The 24,663-nt window shown below is 66.4% G+C and carries 20 protein-coding genes; 9 read left to right on the top strand and 11 right to left on the bottom strand.

Features of this window, described 5'->3' with window-relative positions; genetic code table 11:
* Nucleotides 1–108 precede the first annotated feature (108 nt).
* From ACZ6YI_RS14550 to ACZ6YI_RS14535, 4 genes are all read right to left on the bottom strand, one after another.
* The gene (locus tag ACZ6YI_RS14550; protein WP_465779287.1) at nt 109–2,088 is read right to left on the bottom strand and encodes a PA domain-containing protein; all 1,980 of its coding nucleotides are present in this window, start codon (nt 2,086–2,088) and stop codon (nt 109–111) included.
* On the bottom strand, nt 2,085–2,531 hold the full coding sequence (locus tag ACZ6YI_RS14545; RefSeq protein WP_440324115.1) for a post-PEP-CTERM-1 domain-containing protein: 447 nt from the start codon (nt 2,529–2,531) through the stop codon (nt 2,085–2,087). The genes ACZ6YI_RS14550 and ACZ6YI_RS14545 overlap by 4 nt, the downstream gene beginning before the upstream one ends.
* A gap of 144 nt (nt 2,532–2,675) precedes the next feature.
* Nucleotides 2,676–4,610, bottom strand: coding sequence for a S8 family serine peptidase (locus ACZ6YI_RS14540; protein ID WP_465779286.1), 1,935 nt, complete (start codon nt 4,608–4,610; stop codon nt 2,676–2,678).
* A 12-nt stretch (nt 4,611–4,622) separates the two neighbouring features.
* Nucleotides 4,623–4,883 carry a hypothetical protein gene (locus ACZ6YI_RS14535; RefSeq protein ID WP_465779285.1) on the bottom strand — a complete coding sequence of 87 codons (261 nt, stop codon included), beginning with the start codon at nt 4,881–4,883 and terminating at the stop codon, nt 4,623–4,625.
* A gap of 81 nt (nt 4,884–4,964) precedes the next feature.
* Between ACZ6YI_RS14535 and ACZ6YI_RS14530 the strand changes: the two genes are divergently transcribed.
* Nucleotides 4,965–5,753: a TatD family hydrolase gene (locus ACZ6YI_RS14530; RefSeq protein ID WP_465779284.1), complete on the top strand. Its 789-nt coding sequence runs from the start codon at nt 4,965–4,967 to the stop codon at nt 5,751–5,753.
* A 6-nt stretch (nt 5,754–5,759) separates the two neighbouring features.
* Here ACZ6YI_RS14530 and ACZ6YI_RS14525 read toward each other — a convergent pair whose 3' ends face one another.
* Nucleotides 5,760–7,418: a Na+/H+ antiporter gene (locus ACZ6YI_RS14525; RefSeq protein ID WP_465779283.1), complete on the bottom strand. Its 1,659-nt coding sequence runs from the start codon at nt 7,416–7,418 to the stop codon at nt 5,760–5,762.
* Nucleotides 7,419–7,976: 558 nt separating this feature from the next.
* On the opposite strand from ACZ6YI_RS14525, the gene ACZ6YI_RS14520 reads away from it, so the two are divergent.
* Nucleotides 7,977–11,096, top strand: coding sequence for an outer membrane beta-barrel protein (locus tag ACZ6YI_RS14520; protein WP_465779282.1), 3,120 nt, complete (start codon nt 7,977–7,979; stop codon nt 11,094–11,096).
* A 103-nt stretch (nt 11,097–11,199) separates the two neighbouring features.
* Here the strand turns inward: ACZ6YI_RS14520 and ACZ6YI_RS14515 are convergent, their stop codons facing one another.
* On the bottom strand, nt 11,200–12,075 hold the full coding sequence (locus ACZ6YI_RS14515; RefSeq protein WP_465779281.1) for an EamA family transporter: 876 nt from the start codon (nt 12,073–12,075) through the stop codon (nt 11,200–11,202).
* A gap of 148 nt (nt 12,076–12,223) precedes the next feature.
* Nucleotides 12,224–12,583: a DUF6249 domain-containing protein gene (locus ACZ6YI_RS14510; protein ID WP_465779280.1), complete on the bottom strand. Its 360-nt coding sequence runs from the start codon at nt 12,581–12,583 to the stop codon at nt 12,224–12,226.
* Nucleotides 12,584–12,702: 119 nt separating this feature from the next.
* On the opposite strand from ACZ6YI_RS14510, the gene ACZ6YI_RS14505 reads away from it, so the two are divergent.
* Nucleotides 12,703–13,272 carry an RNA polymerase sigma factor gene (locus ACZ6YI_RS14505; protein ID WP_465779279.1) on the top strand — a complete coding sequence of 190 codons (570 nt, stop codon included), beginning with the start codon at nt 12,703–12,705 and terminating at the stop codon, nt 13,270–13,272.
* Nucleotides 13,269–13,661, top strand: coding sequence for a hypothetical protein (locus tag ACZ6YI_RS14500; protein ID WP_465779278.1), 393 nt, complete (start codon nt 13,269–13,271; stop codon nt 13,659–13,661). The genes ACZ6YI_RS14505 and ACZ6YI_RS14500 overlap by 4 nt, the downstream gene beginning before the upstream one ends.
* A gap of 3 nt (nt 13,662–13,664) precedes the next feature.
* On the opposite strand, the gene ACZ6YI_RS14495 is transcribed toward ACZ6YI_RS14500, so the two are convergent.
* Nucleotides 13,665–14,450, bottom strand: coding sequence for an AMP nucleosidase (locus ACZ6YI_RS14495; RefSeq protein ID WP_440328455.1), 786 nt, complete (start codon nt 14,448–14,450; stop codon nt 13,665–13,667).
* 201 nt (nt 14,451–14,651) lie between these two features.
* Here ACZ6YI_RS14495 and ACZ6YI_RS14490 point away from each other — a divergent pair, with 201 nt between their 5' ends.
* Entirely contained in the window at nt 14,652–15,596 is a 945-nt protein-coding gene (locus ACZ6YI_RS14490; RefSeq protein ID WP_440328453.1) for a DegV family protein, read from the top strand.
* Between the two features lie 2 nt (nt 15,597–15,598).
* Entirely contained in the window at nt 15,599–16,243 is a 645-nt protein-coding gene (locus ACZ6YI_RS14485) for a DUF4124 domain-containing protein (protein ID WP_465779277.1), read from the top strand.
* Here ACZ6YI_RS14485 and ACZ6YI_RS14480 read toward each other — a convergent pair whose 3' ends face one another.
* A complete protein-coding gene (locus tag ACZ6YI_RS14480; RefSeq protein ID WP_465779276.1) occupies nt 16,244–17,026 on the bottom strand; it encodes an SDR family oxidoreductase in 783 nt (260 codons plus the stop codon).
* Between the two features lie 120 nt (nt 17,027–17,146).
* On the opposite strand from ACZ6YI_RS14480, the gene ACZ6YI_RS14475 reads away from it, so the two are divergent.
* Nucleotides 17,147–17,362 (top strand): hypothetical protein, encoded by a 216-nt coding sequence (locus tag ACZ6YI_RS14475; protein WP_465779275.1) that lies wholly within the window; start codon nt 17,147–17,149, stop codon nt 17,360–17,362.
* 115 nt (nt 17,363–17,477) lie between these two features.
* Here ACZ6YI_RS14475 and sppA read toward each other — a convergent pair whose 3' ends face one another.
* Entirely contained in the window at nt 17,478–19,403 is a 1,926-nt protein-coding gene (gene sppA, locus ACZ6YI_RS14470; RefSeq protein ID WP_465779274.1) for a signal peptide peptidase SppA, read from the bottom strand.
* Nucleotides 19,404–19,455: 52 nt separating this feature from the next.
* The gene (locus ACZ6YI_RS14465) at nt 19,456–20,841 is read right to left on the bottom strand and encodes an MATE family efflux transporter (RefSeq protein ID WP_440328445.1); all 1,386 of its coding nucleotides are present in this window, start codon (nt 20,839–20,841) and stop codon (nt 19,456–19,458) included.
* 90 nt (nt 20,842–20,931) lie between these two features.
* On the opposite strand from ACZ6YI_RS14465, the gene ACZ6YI_RS14460 reads away from it, so the two are divergent.
* Together ACZ6YI_RS14460 and ACZ6YI_RS14455 are read left to right on the top strand one after the other, a co-directional pair.
* Nucleotides 20,932–22,095, top strand: coding sequence for a DUF3667 domain-containing protein (locus ACZ6YI_RS14460; RefSeq protein ID WP_465779273.1), 1,164 nt, complete (start codon nt 20,932–20,934; stop codon nt 22,093–22,095).
* Between the two features lie 370 nt (nt 22,096–22,465).
* The gene (locus tag ACZ6YI_RS14455; RefSeq protein ID WP_465779272.1) at nt 22,466–24,640 is read left to right on the top strand and encodes a primosomal protein N'; all 2,175 of its coding nucleotides are present in this window, start codon (nt 22,466–22,468) and stop codon (nt 24,638–24,640) included.
* The last annotated feature ends 23 nt before the right edge of the window (nt 24,641–24,663 follow it).

Raw genomic sequence — 24,663 nt, 5'->3', positions numbered from 1 at the left:
GTGGGTGCCGCCGATGTCGGCGGGCGACGGGGCGCGCCGCGCGCTGCCTCCAGTGCCTGCCGTTTCAATGGAACCCGGGCCGCTCGAGGCGGCCCGGGTTTAGCGCACTTACTTCGTGTAAACCGCCTGCACGGTGACTCCGCTGTAGGCCTTCACGCCGGTCACCTGGAAGTACCAGGTACCCTGCGCGGGGCTTGCCTTGGTGTACACCTCGGCGTTTCCGGCACGGTTGGCCACGGCGGTAAACGCCGTCGCACCCGGTGCCTGCACGGCGATCGAGACATCGCCCGAACCACCCGCGGTGCGGAAGGTCAGCGACTTCGCACCGGCCGGCACCGCCAGCGAGTACGCCTTCGTGCTGCCCGCGGCACCGGACTGGTTGCCCAGGCCGACGTTGTTGCCGAGGCTGATCGCGTCCGGCACCGCCGCATGCCACGCGGCGTACTGCTTCTGCGTCTCCGCATCGCTCAGGCACGCGTTGAGGCTGGATGCCTGCGCCGCCGTGATCAGGCCGGAACCCGCCAGCGTCGAGGCGTAGCCGCGCACGCCGGTGCGGTAGATGGCCAGCGTAGCCGCATCACCCGCGATGGTCTTGGCGTTGGAGATCACGTTGGCACCGACGATCACACCACCCGGCACGAGCGTCGGGATGCCCGTGTTGCAGGTGAGCAGCAACTGGCCCGTGGTGTTCAGGCCCCAGCCTTCATCCTTGAACAGCGCCGGCGTCAGGTCGACGTCGATCTGGCCCATCAGGTCCTGGTTGATCGCGTATTCCATGATCGCGTTCGGCGTCAGGCGCGTGTCGTAGTGCGAGAACGACGAACCCTGCGCAAGAACCGTCGGTGCGTAGAGCTGCACGTTGCCCTGCGCGTCGGCGCCGGCGAGGCCGGTGCCCTTGCCCACGGCACCGGTCAACCCGCTGAGGTTGGCCTTGAGCTTGTTGCCATCGACCTGGCTCACAGCGATCACCGGGATGTTGATCGTGGTGGTCGGCGTGCCTCCCGGGGTGATCGCGCCGGCCTGGTTGTTCGCGATAAGCACGGCGGTGGCGCCGGCCTGCTGCGCGAAGGCCACCTTGTCGGTGAAGTTACAGGTGCCGCGATCGATCAGCGCGATGTGGCCGCTGATGGCCGAACCGTTGGTGATCGCCGTGCACGCATCGGCAGGCGCCGCCTGGACCACGCTGCCGCTGAAGTTGGAAGCGGTAGCGAGCGGCCCGAACGCACCTTGCGCATACTGGTAGCTGCCGGCGGCAGCGGCTGGCGCCGTCACCTTGAACACATCCGGCAAGCCCAGCGCCAGCGGTGCCTCGGCCTTCACGGTCGCACCGGTGAATACCAGGTTGCCATCGTCGAGGGCCGCGGTGACACGCTCCGCGTTGGTCAGGTCGTACCACTTCTTCATCTTCGTGTCGTTGAAGACGAAGGTGGAGTAGATGTCGGGACGCGCGACGCCGTCATCGCCAACGTACGGCGAGCCGGTGGTCAGGCTGTTGAAGCCGGAGAAGCCGAGGCCGTGCGCCATCTCATGCAGCACGACGTTCAGGAAGTTGATCGAACCGGCGGGCGTGTTGCCATCCAGGCCGAAGTACCACTTGGAGCCCTCGAGGCATCCGGTGGAACCCAGTGCGCCGTTGAACTGGCTCTGGATATCCGCCTCGCCCGGGATGCCATCTTCGCCGCTCAGTGCATCGAAGAGCGCCGAGTGATACCAGGTGTTGCGCACCGCGCGCGGCGGCAGCGTACTGGTGTTATCGAAGTAGAAAATGTAGGTGGTGCCGGAGGAACCGAGCACGCCGGATGTCGCATCGCAATCCAGCTTCTCGAAGGTCGCGTTGTTGACGATGGTGACATCGCTCTGGAGCACGGCGCCCCAGACATCGGCGGCGAACTGGTAGACGTTCAGCGCCTGCTTGCCGACCGTGGTGCCGGGGTTACCGCCAACCGGTACCGCCGGGGTCGGATCGTCGAGGCCCTTGCCGGTGCCGACATCCTGGTTGACGATCTTGATCTCCGCGGCGCTCGCGCCCATGGCGCAGAACAAGCCGGCGGCGGCGATCGCGGTGAAGAGAAGATTGCGGCGGATCATTTCACCACCTCCGGCGCCTTCGGCGCGGCCTGCACGCCATGGTCGTCGTGGTGGATGCTGAGGCTGCCATCCGGCTGCCGCTCAGCGACCACGCTGCTCATCAGTTCCTGCGGGACCTTCACGGCCTTGGCGCGTACGCCATTGCCAAGTGAGACGCTGCGGAAGGTCGACTTCGCCTCGGCGGCCGTGCGCGGCTGGCCCGCGGCCAGCTTCGATGCCGTCGCATTGCGCACCCCGAAGGCCTTCGACAACGCGGCCCGTTCTTCCGCCGTCGGTTCGCGCAGACGGCCGGTTGCGGGATCGATCGCGACCTGCACGCCTTGTACGACGACGGTCTGCGGCGCGGCGGTCTTCGGCGCATCGGCCGCCTGGGCCGCTGTCGCGAGGGTGAAGACGCCCGTCAGCACCAGGCCGACGGCCTGTGCCAGTGTTCGTGAATACATTGCCCTTACCTCCCTTTTGCGGCGGCGGGGACCCCTCCCCGCACGCCACGCCAGCGAAGACCCCTCCGCTGGCGCAAGACGGAAAGCCCGCCCCCTGGCCAGGCTCTCCCCACCCACCGGCGCACGGCCGGTGGACGGATTCGCTTACGGCGCGGTGAAGCGCACGAGGACGTTGACGTTGGCGTAAGCCGCCGGGCTGGTGACCGTCAGGTACCAGGTACCCGAGGCCGGCCGCGCGACGGTTACCGTCTCGTTGTTCGTGCCCTTCTTCGCCGAGGTGGTCTCGCTGCCCCCGGCACCGTTCTTCACCGCGATGGACACATCGCCGCTGCCACCCGACGTGGTGAACACGAGGGTGCGGGCGCCGGTCGGCACATCGATGGAGTAGACCGCGGCCGAACCGTCGCCGGACGCCTTCACGCTCGTGCCGTTGGTCAGCACGGTGACGTCGGGCTCGCCGGGGCCGGTGTCGTTGCCGAGCGCCTTGTTCACGGCGGCGTAGGCATCGACGATGCCGGCGCCGATCGGCTTGTCCGGCGTGGACGGGAACTTGTGGGCCGTCGAGGTGAGCAGCGTGCGGATCTGCGCAGGCGTCGGCATGGGCAGGTTCGCGCCCTTCACCGCGGCGAGCATCAGGGCGATGGTGCCGGTGACGTGCGGCGTGGCCTGCGAGGTGCCAGCCATGCCGCCGTAATCCGGCGTCGTCGGGACGGTGAGACCGTCGTTGATGGCCGACCACGAGAAGCCTGCGGAAACCGGCGTACCGGACGACGCGTCGTTCGGGTACACACCGCCGCCTGGCGCGGAAAGCGTCACGCCCGAACCGTAGTTCGAGTAGAACGCCCGCTTGCCGGTGATGCCGTTGGAGGCGACCACGATCACGCCCGGGCAACTCGAGGGCGAATAGTTCGCCGTGTCGTCATCCTCGTTACCGGCCGCGACCACCACGGTGGTGCCACGCGAGATGGCGCCCGTGATGGCGTCCGCCGTGACGTCGTCGTCGCTGCACTTGCCTTCGCCACCGAGGCTCATGTTGATGACCTGGGCGACATGCGTGTTGTCGGGCACGCCATCGACATGGCCACCGGAGGCCCACACGATCGCGTCCGCGATATCCGAGCTGTAGCCACCGCAGTGGCCGAGCACGCGCACCGGGAGCACCTTCGCCTTGTAGGCGATGCCGGCCATGCCGGTGGTGTTGTTGGTCAGCTCGGCGACGTTGCCGGACACGTGCGTGCCGTGCCAGCTGGAGTCTTCCGCGGGATTGTTCGCGTCGACACAACCGCCATTGGTCGCGAGGTATTTGGCATCCGTGGTCCAGTCACCGAGATCCCGGCCACCGGAAACGCGGCCGTCGGCCGCGCGTCCCGATACGTAGCTGTCGCCGATGAAATCGTAGCCCGCATCGGCGAGCGACAGGTCGATGTCGGGGTGGTCGGTGATGCCGGTATCCAGCACGGCCACGGTGACGCCGGTGCCGTCGGAGAGGTTCCATGCGTTGGCGACGTTGCTGCCGCCCTTGTTCGCATAGCTGCTCGCATCGGAGCCGATTTTCTCGGCCGTGCCGTCCGGTGCGCGGAAGTGCCACTGGTAGCGGGCGTAATACTGGTCGTTGACCACGACCGGCGTCACCGCCGCGGCGGCGGAGATGTCACGCACCTTCTGCATCATCACGTCGGCCTGGACGTGCGCTACGGCCGGATCGCTTGCGATCTGGCGGATCAGCGCGTCGGCTTCCGCGGCGCTGAGCTTGCGCGAGACGCGCACCAGGTCGGCGCCCGTGCCCAGCTTGCGACTGTAGCTGACGGTCGGTGCCGCGGCCTTGCCCGCACGCAACGAACTGCTGGTGGAAGCGGCGCGCGATAGCGCGGCGCTTACCGCCTGCGTCGCCGCGGCGGCGTTCGCCCGCTGCGTCGTGCCATCGCGGTACTTCACGATGAAGCGGTCGTAGCTGTTGGTGGCACGCAAGGTGCTGACGTTGAACGTGGCGTGGGGCGCGGCCCCGGCGGCGAACGCGGCTGGCGCGGTGGCCAGGATGAGCGAGGCGGCGAGCGCCCTCGCGAAAATACGATGTCCCATCTGCACTACCCCTTAGCCCGTGGTACTGCCTGGACGGCCGATTGCGGGCCGCCTTCCTTTTTTGATGCCCATGGCGGGCATCCCCTGCAAAAAAAAGACACTGAGATCCTTCTGACTGAACATCCATGACGACGACTTTTTGACGCCGAAGCGCCAGCCGTCTTCTGAACCTAGCAGCAGGAAAATACGACCGTCAATAATCTGACGCAGGAAATCGTGTCGTCCGAAAGGCCTATCCCCCAATCCACGGCGAAACCGGGTGCGGACGGCCATATATGTTCTAATTCATGGCTTTGCACCGCGATAACGCATCGCCCGGGCGCGTTCCACACTCACACATTTGCGAAATAAATCATGGACTTGATCGACATCGGCGCAAACCTTACACACGAGTCGTTCCACGCTGACCTCGACGCAGTCCTTTCACGGGCAAGCGCGCACGGCGTCGGCCGAATGATCGTCACGGGAGCTTCACGCGATGGCAGTGAGCACGCGCTCACCCTGGCGCGCGCCAGCGGCGGCCGGCTGTTCGCGACGGCCGGTGTCCACCCGCACCACGCCGTCGATTACGACGATGCGACCGACGCCCGGCTGCGCGAGCTCGCCGCGGAGCCGGAAGTTCGTGCGGTCGGTGAGACCGGGCTGGACTACAACCGCAATTATTCGCCCCGCGAAGTGCAGCGCGTGGTGTTCGAGCGGCAGCTGGCGATTGCCGCCGAGTTCGGCATGCCGCTGTTCCTGCACCAGCGCGATGCGCACCACGACTTCCTCGCCCTGCTCAAGCGCTACCGCGATCGCGTGCCGGCCGCCGTCGTCCACTGCTTCACCGACACCGGCGAAGCCCTGCGCGACTACCTGGACCTGGACTGCCACATCGGCATCACCGGCTGGATCTGCGACGAACGCCGGGGCGGACACCTGCGCGAACTGGTCAGGCTCATTCCCGCCGACCGCCTGATGCTGGAGACGGATGCACCGTACCTCCTGCCGCGCACGCTGCGGCCGATGCCGAAGGACCGCCGGAACGAGCCGATGTACCTGGCGCACATCCGCGACGAGGTCGCGAAGGATCGTGGTGAGACGCGCGAAGCCGTCACCGAGGCATCGACGCGCACGGCCGAGGCGTTCTTCCGCCTGCCGTAAGCGCGCTCAGCCCGCGTGGAGGCCCGTGAGCGCGGCCTCCGCGAGGTCCACTTCGCGTACCAGCGTGTGCAGCGTTTCATCGTTGATGGTGTGGTCGCGGCGAAGCTCGAACAGCTGGCGGCGTTCCGCGCGCAACGCGGCAAGGCGCATGGCTCGCTCGGTACCGGCCTCGGCACGCGCCTTGCCCGGCACATCACCCTCCTCGCCCGCAGCCTCCAGGCGCTGTTGGTAGTCGGCCATCACGCGCGCCGCGACGCGCGACGCAAGCGCGATCGCGTCCGCATCACCGCCGTCTTCAACCTTCTTCTGCTCTTCGGCGATGCCGCGCAACGCAGCCTCCGCCGTCAGGGCACGCGCCTTGCGCTCCTCACGCACGCGCGGATCTTCGCCAGGCAACTTCAGGCTCTTCACCGCGAGCGGCAGCCCCACGGCGCCGAACACCAGCGTGCACAGGATGACGCCGCTGGCGAGGAAGATCATGAGGTCGCGTACGGGGAAAGGCACGCCTGGCGCTTTCATGAAGGGCAACGAAAGCACACCGGCCATGGTGATCGCGCCACGCACGCCGGCAAGGGCCGTCGTCCACATCAGCCGCGTGCCGACCTTTGGCCGCTTCTCGCCACGATGCAGCGCGCGCATGAGGACGAAGCGCAGCGACACCCATACCCAGATAAAGCGCAGGATGACCAGGGCCAGGGTAATCGCGACGATGTAGGCGGCGAGATACCAAAGCTCGCCACCACCGGCCTGTTGGAGATCGGTCTTCGCACCGCCAATGATGTTCGGCAGCTGCATGCCGAGGAGCAGGAAGATCAGGCCGTTGAACACGAACTCGACCATCGACCACACCGCGCTGTTCTGCATGCGCGTCGCGACGTAACCGCCCTTCAGCACGTCCGTGTAATTCATCATCATCCCGGCAGCCACGGCAGCGAGGATCCCGGAGACATCGAAATGCTCCGCCAGCAGGTAGGCCGCGAAGGGCAGCAGCAGGAGCAACGCCACCTGGCTGGCCGGATCGACCTCGCCGCTCCAGCGCACGAGCCTGCGCCGGAACAGCCCGAAGGCGACCGCCACCAGCGCGCCGGCGGCCACGCCGCCAACGGCCGTGATCGCGAAGTCGCGTGCGGCGTGCAGTGCGGAAAAGCGCCCGGTGATCTCCGCCGCGACGGCGAACTGCAACGCGACGAGGCCCGATGCGTCGTTGAGCAGCGCTTCGCCGGAAAGGATGTGCATCAACCGCGGCGGCATGCGCGTGCCGCCGGTGACCGACGACATCGCCACGGCATCCGTGGGTGAGAGCACCGCGGCAAGTGCGAAGGCGACCGCGAGTGGCACCGTGGGGATCATCCAGTGGACGAAGTACCCCACGCCGACGATGGTGAACATCACCAGCCCCACGGCGAGCGCGAGGATCGGCCCGCGCAGCAGGAACAGTTCGCGCTTGGGAATCCGCCACCCATCGGCGAACAGCAGCGGCGGGATGAACAGCAGGAAGAACAGCTCCGGATCGAACTCGACATGGACGCCGAACGGCCGGGCCAGCACCGCGCCGAGACCAATCTGGATCAGTGGCAGGGGAAGGCGAAAGGGAAGGATGCGTACAACGGCGCCGGACAGGGCGACGACGAGGAGCAACACGAGAATGGTGATAACGAGATCCATGCGGGAAACGTAGCGAGGCGAGACTGAATCCGGCAAGCGATAACTGGCCAGGATCGCAAGATCATGCCATTTCCTACGCACAATCAGTAACTTATCGCTACGACTTCACTCTTCGCGCCCTCTGGTGCTCCAGGCACAACGACAACAGCAGTCTTTCCCCCTGGTCTGGGCCGCTTCCCTGGAGAGAGAAGCGGCCTTTATTCAACTGTTCCACGCGAAAGAATCCCGCGTAATAACTCGCCACGCATGAAACTTTTTTAATTCTTCCCTTAACAAAAAACGCAACCTTGCAGCCACTGAAAGGCAAACCCAGCCTCGCAACCGCCTGGCTGTTCGCAAGGCACCACCATGGCCTATGCGAATTGCCATGATGCAAGACATCCAATTCCCTGCGTTCATGAAATCCGCATTGAGTGGCGTTCGCTGCCGCGCGTAGTTTTTGCTCGCATGTTGCCGTTTTGTTAACGCAACACGCGAGGCAACGACAGCGCCGGCCGACACCCCGCCAAGGTAAGCGGCCCGGTTTTGCATCATTTGGCCAATGGCCGGGGAGAATGAATGAATACGCGTCATAACCACAGGCAGCCAGGCCGGCGCACGCTCGCGCTCGCCGTCGCCATGGGGCTGGGCTTCGCAAGCAGCGCTGCTTTCGCGCAGAGCACCGCAGGCAACATCTTCGGCACCGGCCAGCCGGGCACCACCGTAACCGCCACGAACACGGGCAGCGGCGTAAGCCGCTCAACCACGATCGGCAACGATGGCCGCTTCAACATCGTTTCGCTGTTGCCGGGCGATTACAAGCTCACCACCAGCGGAGGCGCCGCCGCGCCCACCTCCCGCGACGTGCAGGTCGTGGCGGGCCAGGGTTTCAACGTGAACCTGGCCGCCGCTCCCGTCACGGCGGGCAACGCCGAGGACCTCAGCGCGGTGTCAGTCACCGCGAATGCGCTGCCGCCGATCGACGTGGCTTCGGCACAGACGAGCACCGTGATGACCGCCGCGCAGATCAAGCAGCTGCCGCTGGCGCGTAACCAGACCGCGGTAGCCCTGCTCGCGCCCGGCGCGACGAAGGGCGACAGCGCCTTCGGCAACCTCGCTTCGTTCAGTGGCGCATCGGTCGCGGAGAACAGCTATTACGTCAACGGCTTCAACGTCACCAACTTCTTCCAGAGCCTGACCTATTCGCAGGTTCCGTTTGAAGCGATCGATTCGGAAGATATCCAGGACGGTGGCTACGGCGCCCAGTACGGCAATTCGACCGGCGGCGTGATCTCGGTGAACACCAAGCGTGGCACGAACACCTGGCAGGGCGGCATGGATTTCACCTGGAATCCGTACCAGCTGCAGGCGAAGCAACCGAATGTGTACCTGCAGAACGGCGCGCTGCTGCAGAACAACCGCCACAACAGCAACTACCTCATCGGCAACAACCAGTCGGGTAATGCGACGGACTTCGGCCAGCGCTGGAACGCGTGGCTGGGTGGCCCGCTGATCAAGGACAAGCTCTTCATGTTCGCCCTGGTTGGCGGAACGCGTACCGCGGACGAGCACTACGGCGACACCACCGGTGGCGGCAGCTTCAACAAGACCACCATCAAGGATCCGCGTTACCTGGTGAAGCTGGACTGGAATATCAACGACAGCAACATCCTGGAATACACCGGCTTCAGCGACACCAGCACCCAGCAGCAGAGCATCTACGGCTACGGCTACGACGACAACAACCAGCCCTACCGCAGCGACTACCTGGGCCAGGTGTACGACAAGACGGGTGGCATGACCAACATCCTCAAGTACACCAGCTACATCACCGATGACTTCACCCTCACGGCCCAGTACGGCAAGAGCACCAACAAGCGCGTGAGCACGGCGACGGCGGCCGACGGCACGGTCGAGTCGTATGACGGCAATATCTTCGATGCCGCCAACTCGCCGGGCTGCCCGGCGATCACCGACTCGCGCACGCCGGTGACCAACGGCGCCGCGGGCTACCCGCACTGCTCGTTCACACCCACCGGTTCGCTCAACACGCCGGACGGCGAGGACAAGCGTGAAGCCGGCCGCATCGATTTCGAATACCACCTCGGCGACCACGAACTGAAAGCCGGCTGGGCGCGCGACCACTTCAAGACCGACACCGGTACCGCTTATGAGGGCGGCGCGCTGTACCAGTACAGCTCCATCCCCGAGGATATCCTCGGCCATGCGCCAGGCCTGGATCCGTCCGACAGCGTCGTCCGCCAGACCGTGTTCGCCACGGGTGCCAAGGTCGGTATCACGCAGAAGTCCTACTACCTCGAGGACAACTGGCACGTCACCGATAACTTCCTGGCCCGCATCGGCGTACGCAACGATGCCTTCGAGAACACCAACAGCCTCGGCCAGACCTATGTGAAGCAGGTGCACAGCTGGCAGCCGCGGCTGGGCTTCTCGTGGGATGTGCACGGCGATTCGACGCTTAAGATCTACGGCAGCGCGGGCGATTACTCGCTGCCGCTCGACGGCAACGTGGCCCTGCGTGGTGCATCCGCCTCGCTGTACCAGATCAAGTACTTCAGCTATACGGGCGTCGATCCGGTCACCGGCGCACCGATCGGCCTGGGTGCCCTGCCCCCGGCCTATGCGGCGGCCTTCCCGGCACGCACCGGCACCACCTATGCAAACGGCGAGGCCGGCCTGGTGCCCAACCCCACCGCGGTCGCCACCCAGGACCTGAAGCCGTTCAAGCAACGTGAGTTCATCCTCGGTGCGCAGCAACAGGTCGAGGACTGGACGCTGGGTGTCAAGGCGATCTACCGGAGGATCCTGACCGGCATCGACGACTCGTGCGATTTCCGCCCGATCGCCAAGGCCGCGAACGCGCAGTATGGCCTGAACCTCGATACCACGAGCCTCACGCCCGCCGACGCCAACGTGCCGGGTTGCTACATCTTCAACCCGGGCAGCGCGGTCACGCTGACCACGCCGGTGGATGCGACAGGGCAGCTGTACAAGATCCACCTCACCGGCGACGACGTGGGCGAGCCGAAGTACAAGCGCGCCTACGAGGCCCTCCAGCTCACGGCCGAGCGCAACTTCGACAACACCTGGTACCTGAAGACGTCGTACGTGTGGTCGCACCTGCGCGGCAACTCGGAAGGCGGCGTGGATTCCAGCAACGGCCAGGCCGATACCGGCACCACCGAGCTGTTCGATTACCCGGAGATCATGGCGGGCTCGAACGGTTACCTGCCCAACGACCGCAAGCACACCTTCAAGGTCTACGGTGCATGGCAGATCAGCGACGAATGGCTGGTGGGCGCGAATGGCGTCTTCCAGACCGGCCGCCCGGAGAACTGCTACGGCCTGAACCCGATCGATGCGGTGGTCAACGGCGGCTATGGCTCGGGTGCGTACCTGTACTGCGACGGCATGATCGTGAAGCGCGGCTCGGTCGGCCGCACGCCGTCCTACTGGAACATCGACCTCAACGCCTCGTACAAGCCGCAGTGGGCGAAGGGCGTGACCTTGTCGGCCAGCGTATTCAACGTGTTCAACAAGCAGCACACGACGACGATCAACGAAGTGGGCGAAGACCCGAACGGTGCGCCGCTGACCAACAGCACGTACAAGGTCCCGACCGGCTTCCAGTCGCCGCGTTACGTACAGGTCTCGGCCGAGTACGACTTCTCGCTCTAGGCATCACCACAAGAAGACAAGGCGCGCGGCCCCTCCCAGCCGCGCCGCCTTGCAGATCTCCCCGGATTGCCGCCCGCTCCCACGGGCGGCATTTTTTTGGGCTTCACGCCGTCGCCGGGCGCAGCCGCGGCGCCAGGACGAACACAGCGATGCCGAGCAGGATCAGCACGACGCCCACCCAGATCGCGGGCGGGAAGCGTTCGCCAAAGGCGAGCCATGACGTGGCAATGCCCGAGACGGGAACGAGCAACGACAACGGCGCCACCGCGGAAGCCGGATAGGTCTTCATCAGGTGATTCCAGATCGCATAACCGAAGATCGTGGTCACGTACGCCTGGAAAAGGACGGAACCGGCGGCAGCCCAGGTCATGTTCGCCGCGAGCGCGGTGAACGGCCCGCTGCCTTTCGCCAGCAGGGTCAGGAGCACGAGCGCGGGGACCGCGAACGCGCTGGTCCAGACGACGAAGGCCAGCATGTCCGCTGGACGGAAGCGCTTCACCAGCAGGTTGCACAGGCTCCAGTTAAGCGCCGCGAGCAGGATGAGCGCGGTGCCAAGCGTGCTGGCCGTACCCGGCGCCGCGTGGATCACGGTGGCGAGGCCGGCCACGGCGAACACCATGCCGATGACCTGTGGCGCCTTCACCGGCTCGCGGAACACCACGGCGCTCAGCAGAACCGTGAGGAATGCGGCGAACTGCAGCACGAGGGACGACAGACCGGGAGACATGCCGTGCGCCATGGCGATGTTCACGACACCCCACAGGCCAGCGCCGAACAAGACGCCATACGCAGCCATGGCCAGAAGCGGAACGCCCGCCGGGCGACGCACGAAGAAGATCAGGGGAAGCGCCGTGAACACGAAACGCAAAGTGGTCAGTACGAACGGATCGAGCGCACGCAGGCCAACTTCGATGACCGAGAAATTGCTGCCCCAGATGAGCGTCACCAGGATGCCAAGCAAGAGATGGAGCGGGCGCATCGTGCATTCCTTCGCTGTCGTAAGACCGACATCGTAGGACGTGCCAAGTTCGCTGCCTACAAGATCATTCTTGTGAAGCCTTGTGGGAGCGCGCTTGCGCGCGATGGGACTTGCGGCACCCCCATCGCGCGCAAGCGCGCTCCCACCATCAGCTGCGCGGCACGCTGATCGACTGGTTCGCCGTGACGCGGCGGGAGATGGCGTAGTAGATGAGGTTGCCGATGCCGGTGCAGGCGGCGAGGACGGCGACGACGCCGGGGTTCACTTCATCCCAGCCGGCGGCCTGGATGATGCCGAAGCCGATCGCCACGACGACCAGTACGGCGCCCCAGCGCAGGGCCGACTGGCGGCGCTGGTTGAGTTCTTCCTCAAACCACTGGCGCTGCAGGTCGCCGGTCATGCCGGCCTGGATCATCTTCCCGCGGAAGCGGGCCTCCACGATCCACTTGATCACCAGGGCGATCGAGGCGAACAGGCTGATCGGTACGAGGAAAACGACATTGTCCATGGCAGGGCTCCTGGCGAAGGTGGGTCTTGGGAACATGGATACGTCCAGGCCATGACCGGTTGCACTGCAACCGAACGCCGATTGGGCGTATCCCTTACCCCCATGGACGATCGCGCGACATGATTGAGGACCGCACCCTGGTCGAAGCCGTACTGGCGGAGGCGCCGGGAGCGTTCGCGCGCCTGGTCCGGACCTACCAGGGCCTGTGCTGGCATATCGTCCAGCGCATGGTTCGCCAGCCGGACGATACGGCCGAGCTATGCCAGGAGGTGTTCCTGCGCGTACATCGCACGCTCCACCAGTTCCGCTATGAGAGCCCCTTGCGCGCCTGGATCGGCCGGATCGCCTACCACACGGCCCTGCGCCACCTGGAACGCAAGCGCATCGACATCGTGGACCTGGGGGCGGACAAGGACGGCCAGGCGTTCCTGGAGAACCTGGGCGACGGGGCCGACCTGGAGGAGCGCATGGGCCAGGACCAGGCCGATGCCCTGCTTCACGCCGCCATCGAGGCGCTCCCGCCGGTCCAGCGGACGGTGCTGACGCTTTACCATCTGGACGAACTCTCCATCGCGGAGATCGCCCAGGTCACCGGCATGGCCACCGGCACGATCAAGAGCCATTTGTTCCGGGCCCGCCTGCGCCTGCGCGGCGAGCTGGAACCAAGCATGGGAGTTACCGCGCCATGAAAGACATCGATTTCCGCACGAACCACGCCGCCGAGAACGAATGGCAGGCGCAGGAACGGGGTGATGGGCCGTACGCCGCCATCCGCCGCGCAGCCCGTCAGGGCATGGAACCCGCCTTGCCTCCCGATTTCGCCGAGCGGGTGGCCGCGACGGCCCAGGCCCGGGCGCGCGCCCTGCGCCAGCCGGCCCGGCTGGAAAGCTGGCTGATCGGCGTGCTGCTCGCCGTGCTGGTCGTGACCGGCGGGGCCGCCATGGTGTTCGACGCCCGCTTCCAGATGACCCTGCGCGAACTCGACGTGCCGGGCGCGGCCTGGTTGCTGGGCCTGGCCGCCTGCGCGGCGCTGACCCAGGCCATCGCCTTGTTACCCGGTTCCCGCCGGCAAGGCTGACGGTTACTCGTTCTCACCCTCGAAGCGCAGGTGCTTCACGCTGCGGCCGTGGCGACGGACCAGTTTCAGGGCTTCCACGCCGACCTTGATGTGCTTCTCGACGAACTGGGCGGTGACCGTGGCATCGCTCGCTTCGGTCTTCACACCCTCGGGGATCATCGGCTGGTCCGAAACCAGCAGCAGCGCGCCGCACGGGATGTGGTTGGCGAAGCCGGCCGCGAAGATGGTGGCCGTCTCCATGTCGATCGCCATGCTGCGGGTCTTGCGCAGGTATTCCTTGAACGCCTCGTCGTGCTCCCATACCCGGCGGTTGGTGGTGTACACCGTACCGGTCCAGTAGTCGTGGCCGAGGTCGCGGATCATGGTGGAGACCGCGCGCTGCAGCTGGAACGCCGGCAGGGCAGGCACTTCCGGCAACAGGTAGTCGTTCGAGGTGCCTTCGCCGCGGATCGCCGCGATCGGCAGGATCAGGTCGCCAATGGCGTTCTTCCGCTTCAGGCCACCGCACTTGCCCAGGAACAGGGCCGCCTTGGGCTCGATGACACTTAGCAGGTCCATCACCGTGGCGGCATTGGGGCTGCCCATGCCGAAGTTGATCAGGGTGATGCCATCGGCCGTGGCGTTGGGCATGGGCCGGTCGCGGCCACGCACTTCCACGCCGTTTTCCTCGGCGAAACGCTCGACGTAATGGCCGAAGTTGGTGAGCAGGATGTGCTCGCCGAAGCCATCCAGCGGCGTACCCGTGTAACGCGGCAGCCAGTTGGTGGTGATTTCGTTCTTGGTTTTCATGGGGAACCCGGTGCCGATGCGCCGGCAAGGGGGTGGGCCTGGAGGGCCTGGCCGGCGCGGTTACCGGCGACGCCACGCCGGCAAGATGCCAAATTCATTCGGGCAAGTGTAGCATCCGGCGCAGCGGGGTGGGCAGGGCGCAATGGGTGCCCGGGCATGCCGCCAGGCCGGCAGGGCCTGACGAGATGGGGGTACGACCCGATGCGGATTGGTGTGGCGATTGATGCGGCCGTCGACGTGCCGCAGGACTTCGTGGAACGCAACGGCATCGCCGTGATGCCCATCACCGTCAAGGTGGATGGCCAGAAGTTCAAGGATGACCGCGACCCTTCGGAGATCCTGCGCTTTCGCAACCAGAACCTCGGCAGCAAGAGCCATTCGGCCGAGACCGAAGCCAGCAGCGTGGACGATGTGCAGAACCTGTTCCTCGAGCGGCTGGTCAAGGAATACGACTGCGTGGTCTGCCTGACGATCATGGCGACGCGCAGCCCGATCCACGACAACGTGATCAAGGCGAGCTTCGCCATCCTCAAGAATTACCGCCCCGTGCGCGAGGCCGCCGGCATTTCCGGCCCGTTCCTCATGCGCGTGGTCGACACCCGCAACATCTTCGCAGGCGCCGCGCCCGCAGTGGCCGAGGCGGTGCGCATGATCCAGGCGGGCAAGTCACCCGCCGAAGTCCGCGAACGCGCGGCGCATATCGCCGACTGCTCCTATGGCTACATGCTGCCGCGCGACCTTAACTACCTGCGCTCGCGGGCGCGCAGCAAGGGCGACCGCAGCGTGAGCTTCCTCAGCTCCATGCTCGGCACGGCGCTGGACATCAAGCCGATCCTGCGCGGCCACCGCGGCGAGACCGGCCCGGTCGGCAAGGTGCGCGGATTCGAGCACGGCGCGCAGGTGCTGTTCGATTACACGGCCAAGCGCGTGCAGGCTGGCCTGCTGGTGCCCTCGCTCACGCTGAGCTACGGCGGCGATCTCGATGACATGCGCAACCTGCCGGGCTACAACGCGCTAGTACGCATCTGCGGCGATGCCGGCGTGGAGATGCTGGAAACGCCGATGAGCATCACCGGCATGGTCAACGTGGGCGAAGGCGCGATGACCCTGGGCTTTGCTTCCGAAGACCACGTGGCCGACTTCTGAGCATGCGCGCCGGTTGCGTCCTCGCGCTGCTCCTTGCCTTGCCCATGGGCAGAGCGCAGGCGGAAACCGTCTACAAATGCGTGGCCGGCGGGCAGACGATCTACCAGCAGGCGCCGTGCGCGAAGCAGCAGCACCAGGAAGTGCTGCAACTCACCGATTCGACACCCGCCGACGGGCGCGTCGCACCGATGCCAACGGCGCCGCCATCGCGCGATCAGCTGACGGTCACCGACGAAACCCCGCCGCGACCGGCCGCGCCGCTGCCCACGCTGTACCTGTGCGTGCGCGCCACCGACGGCAAGACCTACACCAGCAGCAACGGCCATCCCGATGCCTATGCCGCGCCACTCGGCGTGCTTGGTGCCGTCGACAACGGTCTCGCGAACACCTACGGAAGCCGCAACGCCGCCGTGTCCTCGTTCCCGGAAATCAACCGTGGCAAGGGCAATGCCGCCGCCATCGCGACCAGCAACTACGTGTGGGTGCGGGACCAGTGCCGGCCGATGTCGCCTGCCGAAACCTGCGGCGCCCTGCGCGACCAGAACGACGTGAACCAGAAGGCCATGCGCAACGCGTTCAAGAGCGAACGCGGGCCGCTGGATGCTAAGGATGTGCAGCTGCGCTCGCAGCTGCAGAATTGCGGCTGATCAGAACCCGTAGCGCAGGAACCCGCCATCCACGCCGATCACCTCGCCGGTGACATAGCTCGAGGCCGGCAAGCAGAGGAACGCCACGGCGCCAGCAACTTCTTCGGGCTCACCCACGCGGCCCATGGGCGTGCGGTCGAGCACTTCATCGAGATAGTCCGCATCAGCCAGGGCGGGGTCGGTGCGCTGCGTGCGGATGTACCACGGCGCCACCGCATTCACACGGATGCCGTCTTCGCCCCACTCACATGCGAGGTTGCGGGTGAGCTGGTGGATCGCGGCCTTGCTCATGCCGTACGGTGAGCCCGTGCGGACATGCTGGATACCCGACACCGAACCGATGTTCACGATGGCCGCGTGCGTGTGTTCGACGAGATGCGGGTGCGCGAGGCGGCACATCTCGTAGGTGGAGAACACGTTGAGCTCGAAGATGCTGCGGTAGTCGTCCTCGGTGTACGCCAGCGTGGACTTCACGATGTTGCCGCCGACGTTGTTGACCAGGATCGACAGTTCGATCTCCATGTCGTTGACCCAATCGAAGACGGCGAGGCGGTCCTCGTGATCGGTCAGGTCGGCAGCCATCACCAGGATATCAACCTCGGGGCATTCCTCGGCCAGCTCCTGCGCGGCTTCCTCGAGCGCATCGTCATCCCGCGCCACCATGAGGACGTTGGCGCCGAGCACGGCGAGTTCGCGGGCACAGGCATAACCGATGCCCTTGCTGGCGCCGGTCACCAGGGCCGTGCGGCCATCGAGCCGCCAGGCGGCCATTCGTGGATGCATCTGGGAGTCCTCCATGCCGGTGATCGTACCGTATGACCGAGGCAACGGAAGCCACGATCCGCGATTGCGCTCAGGCCCGCGCGGCGGGAGACTCACGCCCTACTGCCTGAGGACCACCGCATGATCCGCTACACCCTGCCGCTGGCGTTCATCGCCACCTGCGCCGCCTGCTCCAAACCGCCGCAGCCCGCCCAGACGCCGCCCGCGCCCCAGGCGCGCGTGGAAACCCCCTGGGACAGCCTGGAAGCGCAGAAGAAAAAGGCACAGGACGTGCAGAAGACGGTCGACAAGCAGGCGGAAGACCAGCGCAAGGCGGTTGACGCGCAGACGCAGTAGGAACATCGGCGCCCGGCGGGAACATCGCGCGCAAGCGCGCTCCCACAACGTTCCTTGGGAGCGCGATGGCGTTGTGGGAGCGCGCTTGCGCGCGATGGCCTACGGGGCCGCCGCGTTACCGCGGCGAACAGAAGCAGTAAGCGTACACGTGCGGCTTGCCCGCTTCCGCCGTGCGGAACAGGGCAAACTCCGGCGCCAGCTTCGGCAATTCGGACACCCACGCCGGCAGGTGCACGCCCCACGAGACGACGACGCGCGCCTCGGTGCTATCGCCCACGTTGGTGAGGAAGCGTTCGAACGCGCCCATCGGTTTTTCCGCGTAGCGCACGCTGAAATCCTTGCCGAGCTTCGCCTGCTCCGCGGCGTCTCGCACGGCGTCATCCAGGCTGCCCAACTTGTCGACCAGGCCACGCTGCATCGCCTGCTCGCCGGTCCAGACGCGGCCCTGGGCGATCGCGTCGATCGCAGCGAAATCCTTGCCACGCGCCTGCGCCACGCCGCCGACGAAATCGCGGTAGCCCTTGTCGATGATGCTCTGGATGAGGATGCCGACCTTCGGATCGAGCGGACGGGTCACGTCGAACGCGCCAGCGAGCGGGCTGGTGCCGACGCCATCGCTCTTCACGCCCAGCTTGGCCAGCGTATCGGGCACGGTGAAGAACATGCCGAAGATGCCGATGGAGCCGGTGATGGTGTTCGGCTCGGCATAAATGCGGTTCGCATTCATCGATATCCAGTAACCGCCGCTGGCGGCGACGTCACCCATCGACACCACGACCGGGATGCCGGCTTCGCGGGTGAGTTCCACCTCGCGACGGATCTGCTCGGCGGCGTACACCTCGCCACCGGGCGAATTCACCCGCAGCACCAGCGCGCGTGTGCGGCGGTCCTCGCGGACGCTGCGGATCAGGGCTGCGGTAGAGTCGCCGCCGATCGTGCCCTGGGCCTGCTTGCCACCGGTGATTTCGCCTTCGGCCACCACGACCGCAACGCCCGGTGACGTCTGCAGCATGTCGACGGTATTCAGGCCGCGATCCGAAAGGTAGGTTCCGAGCTCGACCTGGCGGAAGCCCGTATCCTTGCGACCCGCCGGCACGCCTTCCTTGCGCAGCATGCGCACGATGTCCTGGTCGGAGGCGATGCCATCGGCGAGCTTCTCGTCGACGGCGAGCTGGGCGAGGCTGCCCTTCGCATCGCGCACGCGCTCGGCCAGGCCATCCACGTCGGCGCGCAGGGCGGCGGCATCGATATGGCGCAGCTTCGCCACTTCATCGATCCAGGTCGTCCACAGGCCGCCCAGCCAGAACGCATCGGCTTCTTTCGATTCGGGCGACGCGTGGTCAAGGATGAAAGGCTCGGCCGCGCTCTTGAACTGACCGACGCGGAACAGGTGCACCTGCACGCCGATCTTGTCGAGCAGATCCTTGTAGAACAGCCGGTAGTTCGCGAGGCCGGTCGCGATCACGCCGCCCTGCGGGTCGACATAGATCTTGTCCGCGTGGGCGGCGAGGTAGTACTGGCCCTGTTCCAGGTTCGCACCCCACGCGATCACCGGCTTGCCTGCGGCGCGGAAGCGATCGAGCGCGGCACCCACTTCGCGCAGCGCGGCGAACCCGCCAGCCTGCAGCTTGTCGGTGCGCAGCAGGATCCGGGTGATCCGGTCATCCTTCGCCGCGCTATCGATGGCGCGGACCAGGTCGCGCACCTGCACCTGCTTCACGCCATCGCCGGACATGCGCGAGAACGCGCGTGACACGGGATCGGCGCTGTACTGCTCGACCAGGGCGCCATCGGGCGCCAGCACCAGTACGGTCTTCTCCTGGATGGCATCGGCACGGCTGCCGATGAACACCAGCAGGAAGAAGATGCCTAGCGCGCCGAAAAACAGCACATTGAGGATGATGAGCCGGGTGATGTTCAGGCCACGGCCCAGCCCACGCAGGAACCGGCCGAAGCCGTTACGGCGCGGCGGGGGTACCGGCGGCACGGACGACGGGCGTCCGGGCAGGGGCGGCGGCGTGGTGTTCAGCGGATCCGGCATCGTGGGCTTTCCTTCCGAGTTACGCGCAGCGTAGCGCGTTGCCCCGTCGGCATCACGTGTGGAATGGCACGGGGGCGTCGCCCACGTCCTCCGGCCAGTCGGCGCGGCCGCTGGTCCGCCAGAACCTTGCGAAAAGGAGCACCGCGGCCACGGTCAGGCCGGCCACCAGGCCCATCCACATGCCGCGCGCGCCCAGGCCGCGATCGAACGCCAGGTACCAGCCCACGGGCATGCCGACGATCCAGTAGGCGAACAGGGTGAGCGCCATCGGCACGCGGGTGTCCTTCAGGCCACGCAGCGCGCCGTTGGAGGCCACCTGGATGCCGTCGGCAAACTGGAACACGCCGGCCAGCAGCATCAGTTGCGCGGCCGTCGCGACCACGGCCGCATCGCTCGTATACAGCCGCGCGATGGGTGCCGGAATCAGCATCATGATCCCGGACGAGAACAGCTGCGTGACCAGCACCAGCAGCAGGCCGGAAAGGCCCGCATAGCGGACGCCGGGCGCATCACGCCGCCCCGCCGCATTACCGACCCGCACCGTGATCGCCATGGAGACGCCGAGCGGGATCATGAAAGCGACCTGCGCGACATTGAGCGCCACGTGGTGGGCGGCCGACACGGTTTCGCCCAGCCGGCCGATCATGAGCGCGACGGCGACGAACAGGCCCGCTTCCATCAGCAGGGTCACGGCCATCGGCACGCCGATATGCAGCAGCTGGCGGATCTGCTTCCAGTCCGGCGCGGCCATGCGGGTACGCAGGTTGAGGTCGCGGTAGTTGCGATGCAGGAGCACGTACGTCGCGAAGCCGATCAGCTCCAGCCACAGCACGGTGGCCGTGGCGATGCCGCTGCCGCGCGCGCCAAGCGCCGGCAGGCCCAGCTTGCCGTACATCAGCACGTAGCCGAGCGGCGCCAGCACGATCGTGCCGCCGATGCTGAAATACATGGAGGGACGCGGCATGGAAAGGCCATCGGAAAGCCCGCGCAGCGCGAAGTACACCGTGAGCGCCGGCGCGGCAAAGGCGATGGCATGCAGGAAGGCGGTGACGTCCGCCCGCATCGATTCCACCACATGGAAAAGTCCCATGAGCGGCGAGGCGTGCCATACCGCCACGCCCAGGATCAGGCCAAGCACCAGCGCGATGTACAGCGCCTGGTGGAAGACCGGGCCGATCTCGCCGCGGCGGTTGGCGCCGTCCAGCTGGGCCACGGTGGGTGGCACGGCCATCATGGTGCCGATGCCGGCCACGATGGCGAGCACCCAGATGTTCACGCCGGTGACCACGGAGGCCTGGGTGTGGGCGCCCTGGTGGCCAGCCAGCACCGCGTCGACCACATTGGGGCCAACGGAAGAAAGCTGCGCGGCGATGATCGGCAGGGCCAACCGGGTGGTGGCGCCGATCTCACGTCGCGCGCGGGCGCGGTCGATGGGCATGGGGGAGACACGACGAATGGGCCGCCCATTGTACCCGGCCGCATGCCATCATCCGCACGGTAAGGGGACAATCAACGGGGAAACCAGCGGATGAACGAGCTCAAGCCGTCACCTGCGCTGCATTGCGCGAACTGCGAAGCGGTGCTGCAGGGTGAGTTCTGCCACGAATGCGGCCAGTCGATCCACAGCGTGCTCAAGCCTGTCTCGCGCATGCTGGAAGACGCTGGCGACATCTTCTTCCACATGGACGAGCGCATCATCCACACGGTGCCCCCGCTTTACACGAAGCCGGGATTCCTGACCCTGGAATACTTCTCCGGCCGCCGCGTGCGCTATATCGCACCGTTCCGGCTGATGTTCGTGTTCTGCCTGCTGTGCTTCTTTTTCATGCACGTGGCGATCAACGGCATCAAGATCGGGGAGCATGAAGGCACCGATCCGGATACCTTTGCCCAGTTCGCTGCGGCGACTTCCGCCGATGACGTGCACGAGATTTACCGCAAGGAGATCCGCACGCTGCTGGCGACCCAGGCCGATCCGAATACTCCGGCACTGGTCAAGAGCGGCCTGATTCCCGTGCAGAACCTGGTCCGGGACGCGGCTAACAAGCGGCTTGCCGAGCTGAAGGCGCCGCCGATCGAGCCGCTGGGCAAGGGCGGCGAAGACAACGTGCAGCCGATGACGGTGAAGGTATTCGGCGACGAATCGGGGGACTTCCGCTTCCACATTGGCTGGCTGCCTGAATCTGTCAACGGCCGTCTCAACGCGGGCCTCGATCGGCTGAAGACCAACCTGACCCTCGCCTCGAGCTCCGGCCCGCAGAAATCGGAGGCTATCCACCGGATCGTGGAAGGCATCTTCGGCGTCCTGCCGCAAACGATGTTCGTGATGCTGCCGGTGTTCGCCCTGTTGCTGAAGGTGTTCTACCTGTTCCGGCGCCGGCTCTACGTCGAACACCTGATCGTGGCCCTGCACAGCCACGCCTTCCTGTTCTTTGCCCTGATGCTGCTGACCCTGCTGGGTTTCGCCAAATCGGCCATCGCCACGCATGTCCCGTTCGCCGGGTCGATCATCGGGCTGGTCACCTTCGCCATGATCGTCTGGATGCCGGTCTACCTTTTGCTGATGCAAAAGCGTGTGTACCGCCAGGGATGGGGCATGACTATCCTTAAGTATGGATTGATAGGCATCGTATATTGGTGGCTCCTGATTTTCGCCCTGACCATCGCCATCATCATCGGCATCTCACACTAGGATTTTTTCCTAAGTAGCAAGCGGTTGTGCACAGGCGCCGAGGTCCCTTCGCCTTTGTCAAGGTTTTGCGGACGCGCGGTGAACCGGCCGGGCATCGTAATTTTAACCCGTTGATTTTATGCTATATTTCAGCTTGGTTAAAATGTGTTCAAGATGATCGGCACGGCTCTACCAAGCGCCTGGAGGCCCTCCATCCGAAGCTCATCCACAGACTTATCCACAGCACTTGTGGATAACCTTGAAAGGCCCCGACGGACGGGCACTTAGGCCGGATTCCTCTCCCCCGGCACCTCATTCGCCGCCAAGCCCGCGCCCCCGTGGTTAATCATTGACCAGCGAAATCGCTGGACCCCGTTAAACTAGGCCTCGCATGTCATCCGTTCTTCGCGTCGCCCTGCCGGTCCCCCTGCTCACCCTTTTCGACTACCTGCCGCCCCTGGCCGGGGTCGCCGGGGCGGGTTCGCGCGTGCGCGTGCCGTTCGGCCGTGGCGAGATGGTGGGGATCGTGATCGACCCCGCCGCCGAGCCGGCCGTTGGGGCGAAGCGGCTGAAGCGGGCCAGCGAGGTGCTCGACGAGGCGCCCCTGCTGGATGCCGAGCTGCTCGCGACGCTGGCCTGGGCCGCCGACTATTGGGCCGGTGCGCCCGGCGAGGCCGTGGCCAACGCCCTGCCCCTTGCCTTGCGTGAGCCGAAGCCCCTGCCTCCGACCGGGCGCGAAGTCTGGGCGCTGACGCTGCAGGGCCGTGCCGCCCGGGATGCCCGTAGCCGCAAGGGTGGATCGGCCGCGCTGCTCGATGCCTTATATGACGGCCCGCGTGCGGCCGACGAACTGGGGTTCGCGCTGCCCGACTGGCGCGCCGCCGCGCGCCGGCTGATCGAGGCCGGCCTCGTCGAGAAGCTCGAACTCAGGGAAGGCACCCTACCGGCGACGCCCGCCCCCGGCCCGGCGCTCAGCGAAGAGCAGGCGCGCGCCGTCGCCGCCGTCGCCGAAGGGCTCGGGCGCTTCCAGCCTTACCTGCTGGATGGCGTTACGGGCAGCGGTAAGACTGAGGTCTATCTCGCATTGATCGAGAAGGCCCTGGCCGAAGGCAAGCAGACGCTGCTGCTCGTCCCCGAGATCGGGCTGGCCCCGCAGACCGTGCGCCGCCTGCGCGAAAGGCTTGGCATCGCCATCGAGGTCCTGCATTCCAACCTGGCCGAAGGCGACCGCGCCCGCGCGTGGCTGCGCGCCCGCGACGGCAGCGCCCGCGTGGTGATCGGTACGCGCTCCGCGGTGTTCACGCCGCTGCCGAACGCCGGCCTGATCATCGTCGACGAAGAACACGATCCTTCTTATAAGCAGCAGGAAGGCTTCCGCTACCACGCCCGTGACCTGGCCCTGGTACGCGCCAAGGCCCACGGGGTACCCGTGGTCCTTGGCTCGGCGACACCCTCGCTGGAAAGCCTGGCCAATGTCGAGGCCGGCCGCTACGAGCGCCTGGTGCTGCGCGCCCGCCCCGGCGCCTCCCAGCCCACGCGCGTGCAGATCGTGGACATGCGTGCGCAGCGGCTCGACCACGGGCTCTCGCCCACGCTGGTGAACGCGGTGGCGGCCTGCGTCGGTCGCGGCGAACAGGCGCTCGTGTTCCGCAACCGCCGTGGCTACGCACCGGTGCTGCTCTGCTACGACTGCGGCTGGCACGCCGATTGCCCGCGTTGCGAGCGGCCGATGACGCTGCATGCCGGGCGGCGCCGGCTCATCTGCCACCACTGCGATAACACGATCGCGCAGCCCGCCGCGTGCCCGGCCTGCCAGTCGACCAACCTCAGCCCGCAGGGCCAGGGCACCGAGCGCCTGGAGGAGGCGCTGGCCGAGCGCTTCCCGGAGATCCCGGTGGTTCGGATCGACCGTGAAACCACCCGGCGCCGCGAGGCCTTCGGCGAAATCCTCGACGGCCTGCGCGAAGACAAGCCGGCCATCCTCGTCGGCACGCAGATGCTCGCCAAGGGCCATGACCTGCCGAACCTGACACTGGTCGCCATCGTCGGCGTGGACGAGGGGTTGCATAGCATCGACTTCCGCTCGAGCGAGCGGCTGGCGCAACTGGTTGTCCAGGTCGCCGGCCGCGCGGGGCGTGCATCGCGCCCGGGTAGCGTGCTGCTGCAGACCCACCACCCGGACCACCCGATGCTGCATGGCCTGCTGCGTGGCGGCTATGCGGCCGTGGCGACTGACCTGCTGGCCGAGCGCAAGATCCTGGAACTGCCGCCGTTTTCGCACCAGGTGCTGCTGCGCGCGGATGCGCACGGCCGCGCGGAGGTGGATGCGTTCCTGCACGAGGCCCACCTCGCCATCGGTGAACCCGGCGACCTGCGCCTCTCCGGCCCCATGCCCGCCCCGATGCCGCTGCGCGCCGGCCGCCACCGCGGGCAGCTGCTCGTGGAAGCGGGGACGCGCGCGCGCCTGCACGCGTTCCTGCGGCCCTGGCAGCACGCGCTGGCCGGCCTGCCGAGCGCCCGCAAGGTACGCTGGTCCCTTGATGTGGACCCCATCGACCTATATTGAACATGGTGACCGATACCATCGGA

This window comes from Luteibacter sp. NPDC104163, assembly GCF_055584245.1.
The sequence above is the reverse complement of the archived record's forward strand: the minus strand, read 5'-3'. Positions and strand labels throughout refer to the sequence as shown.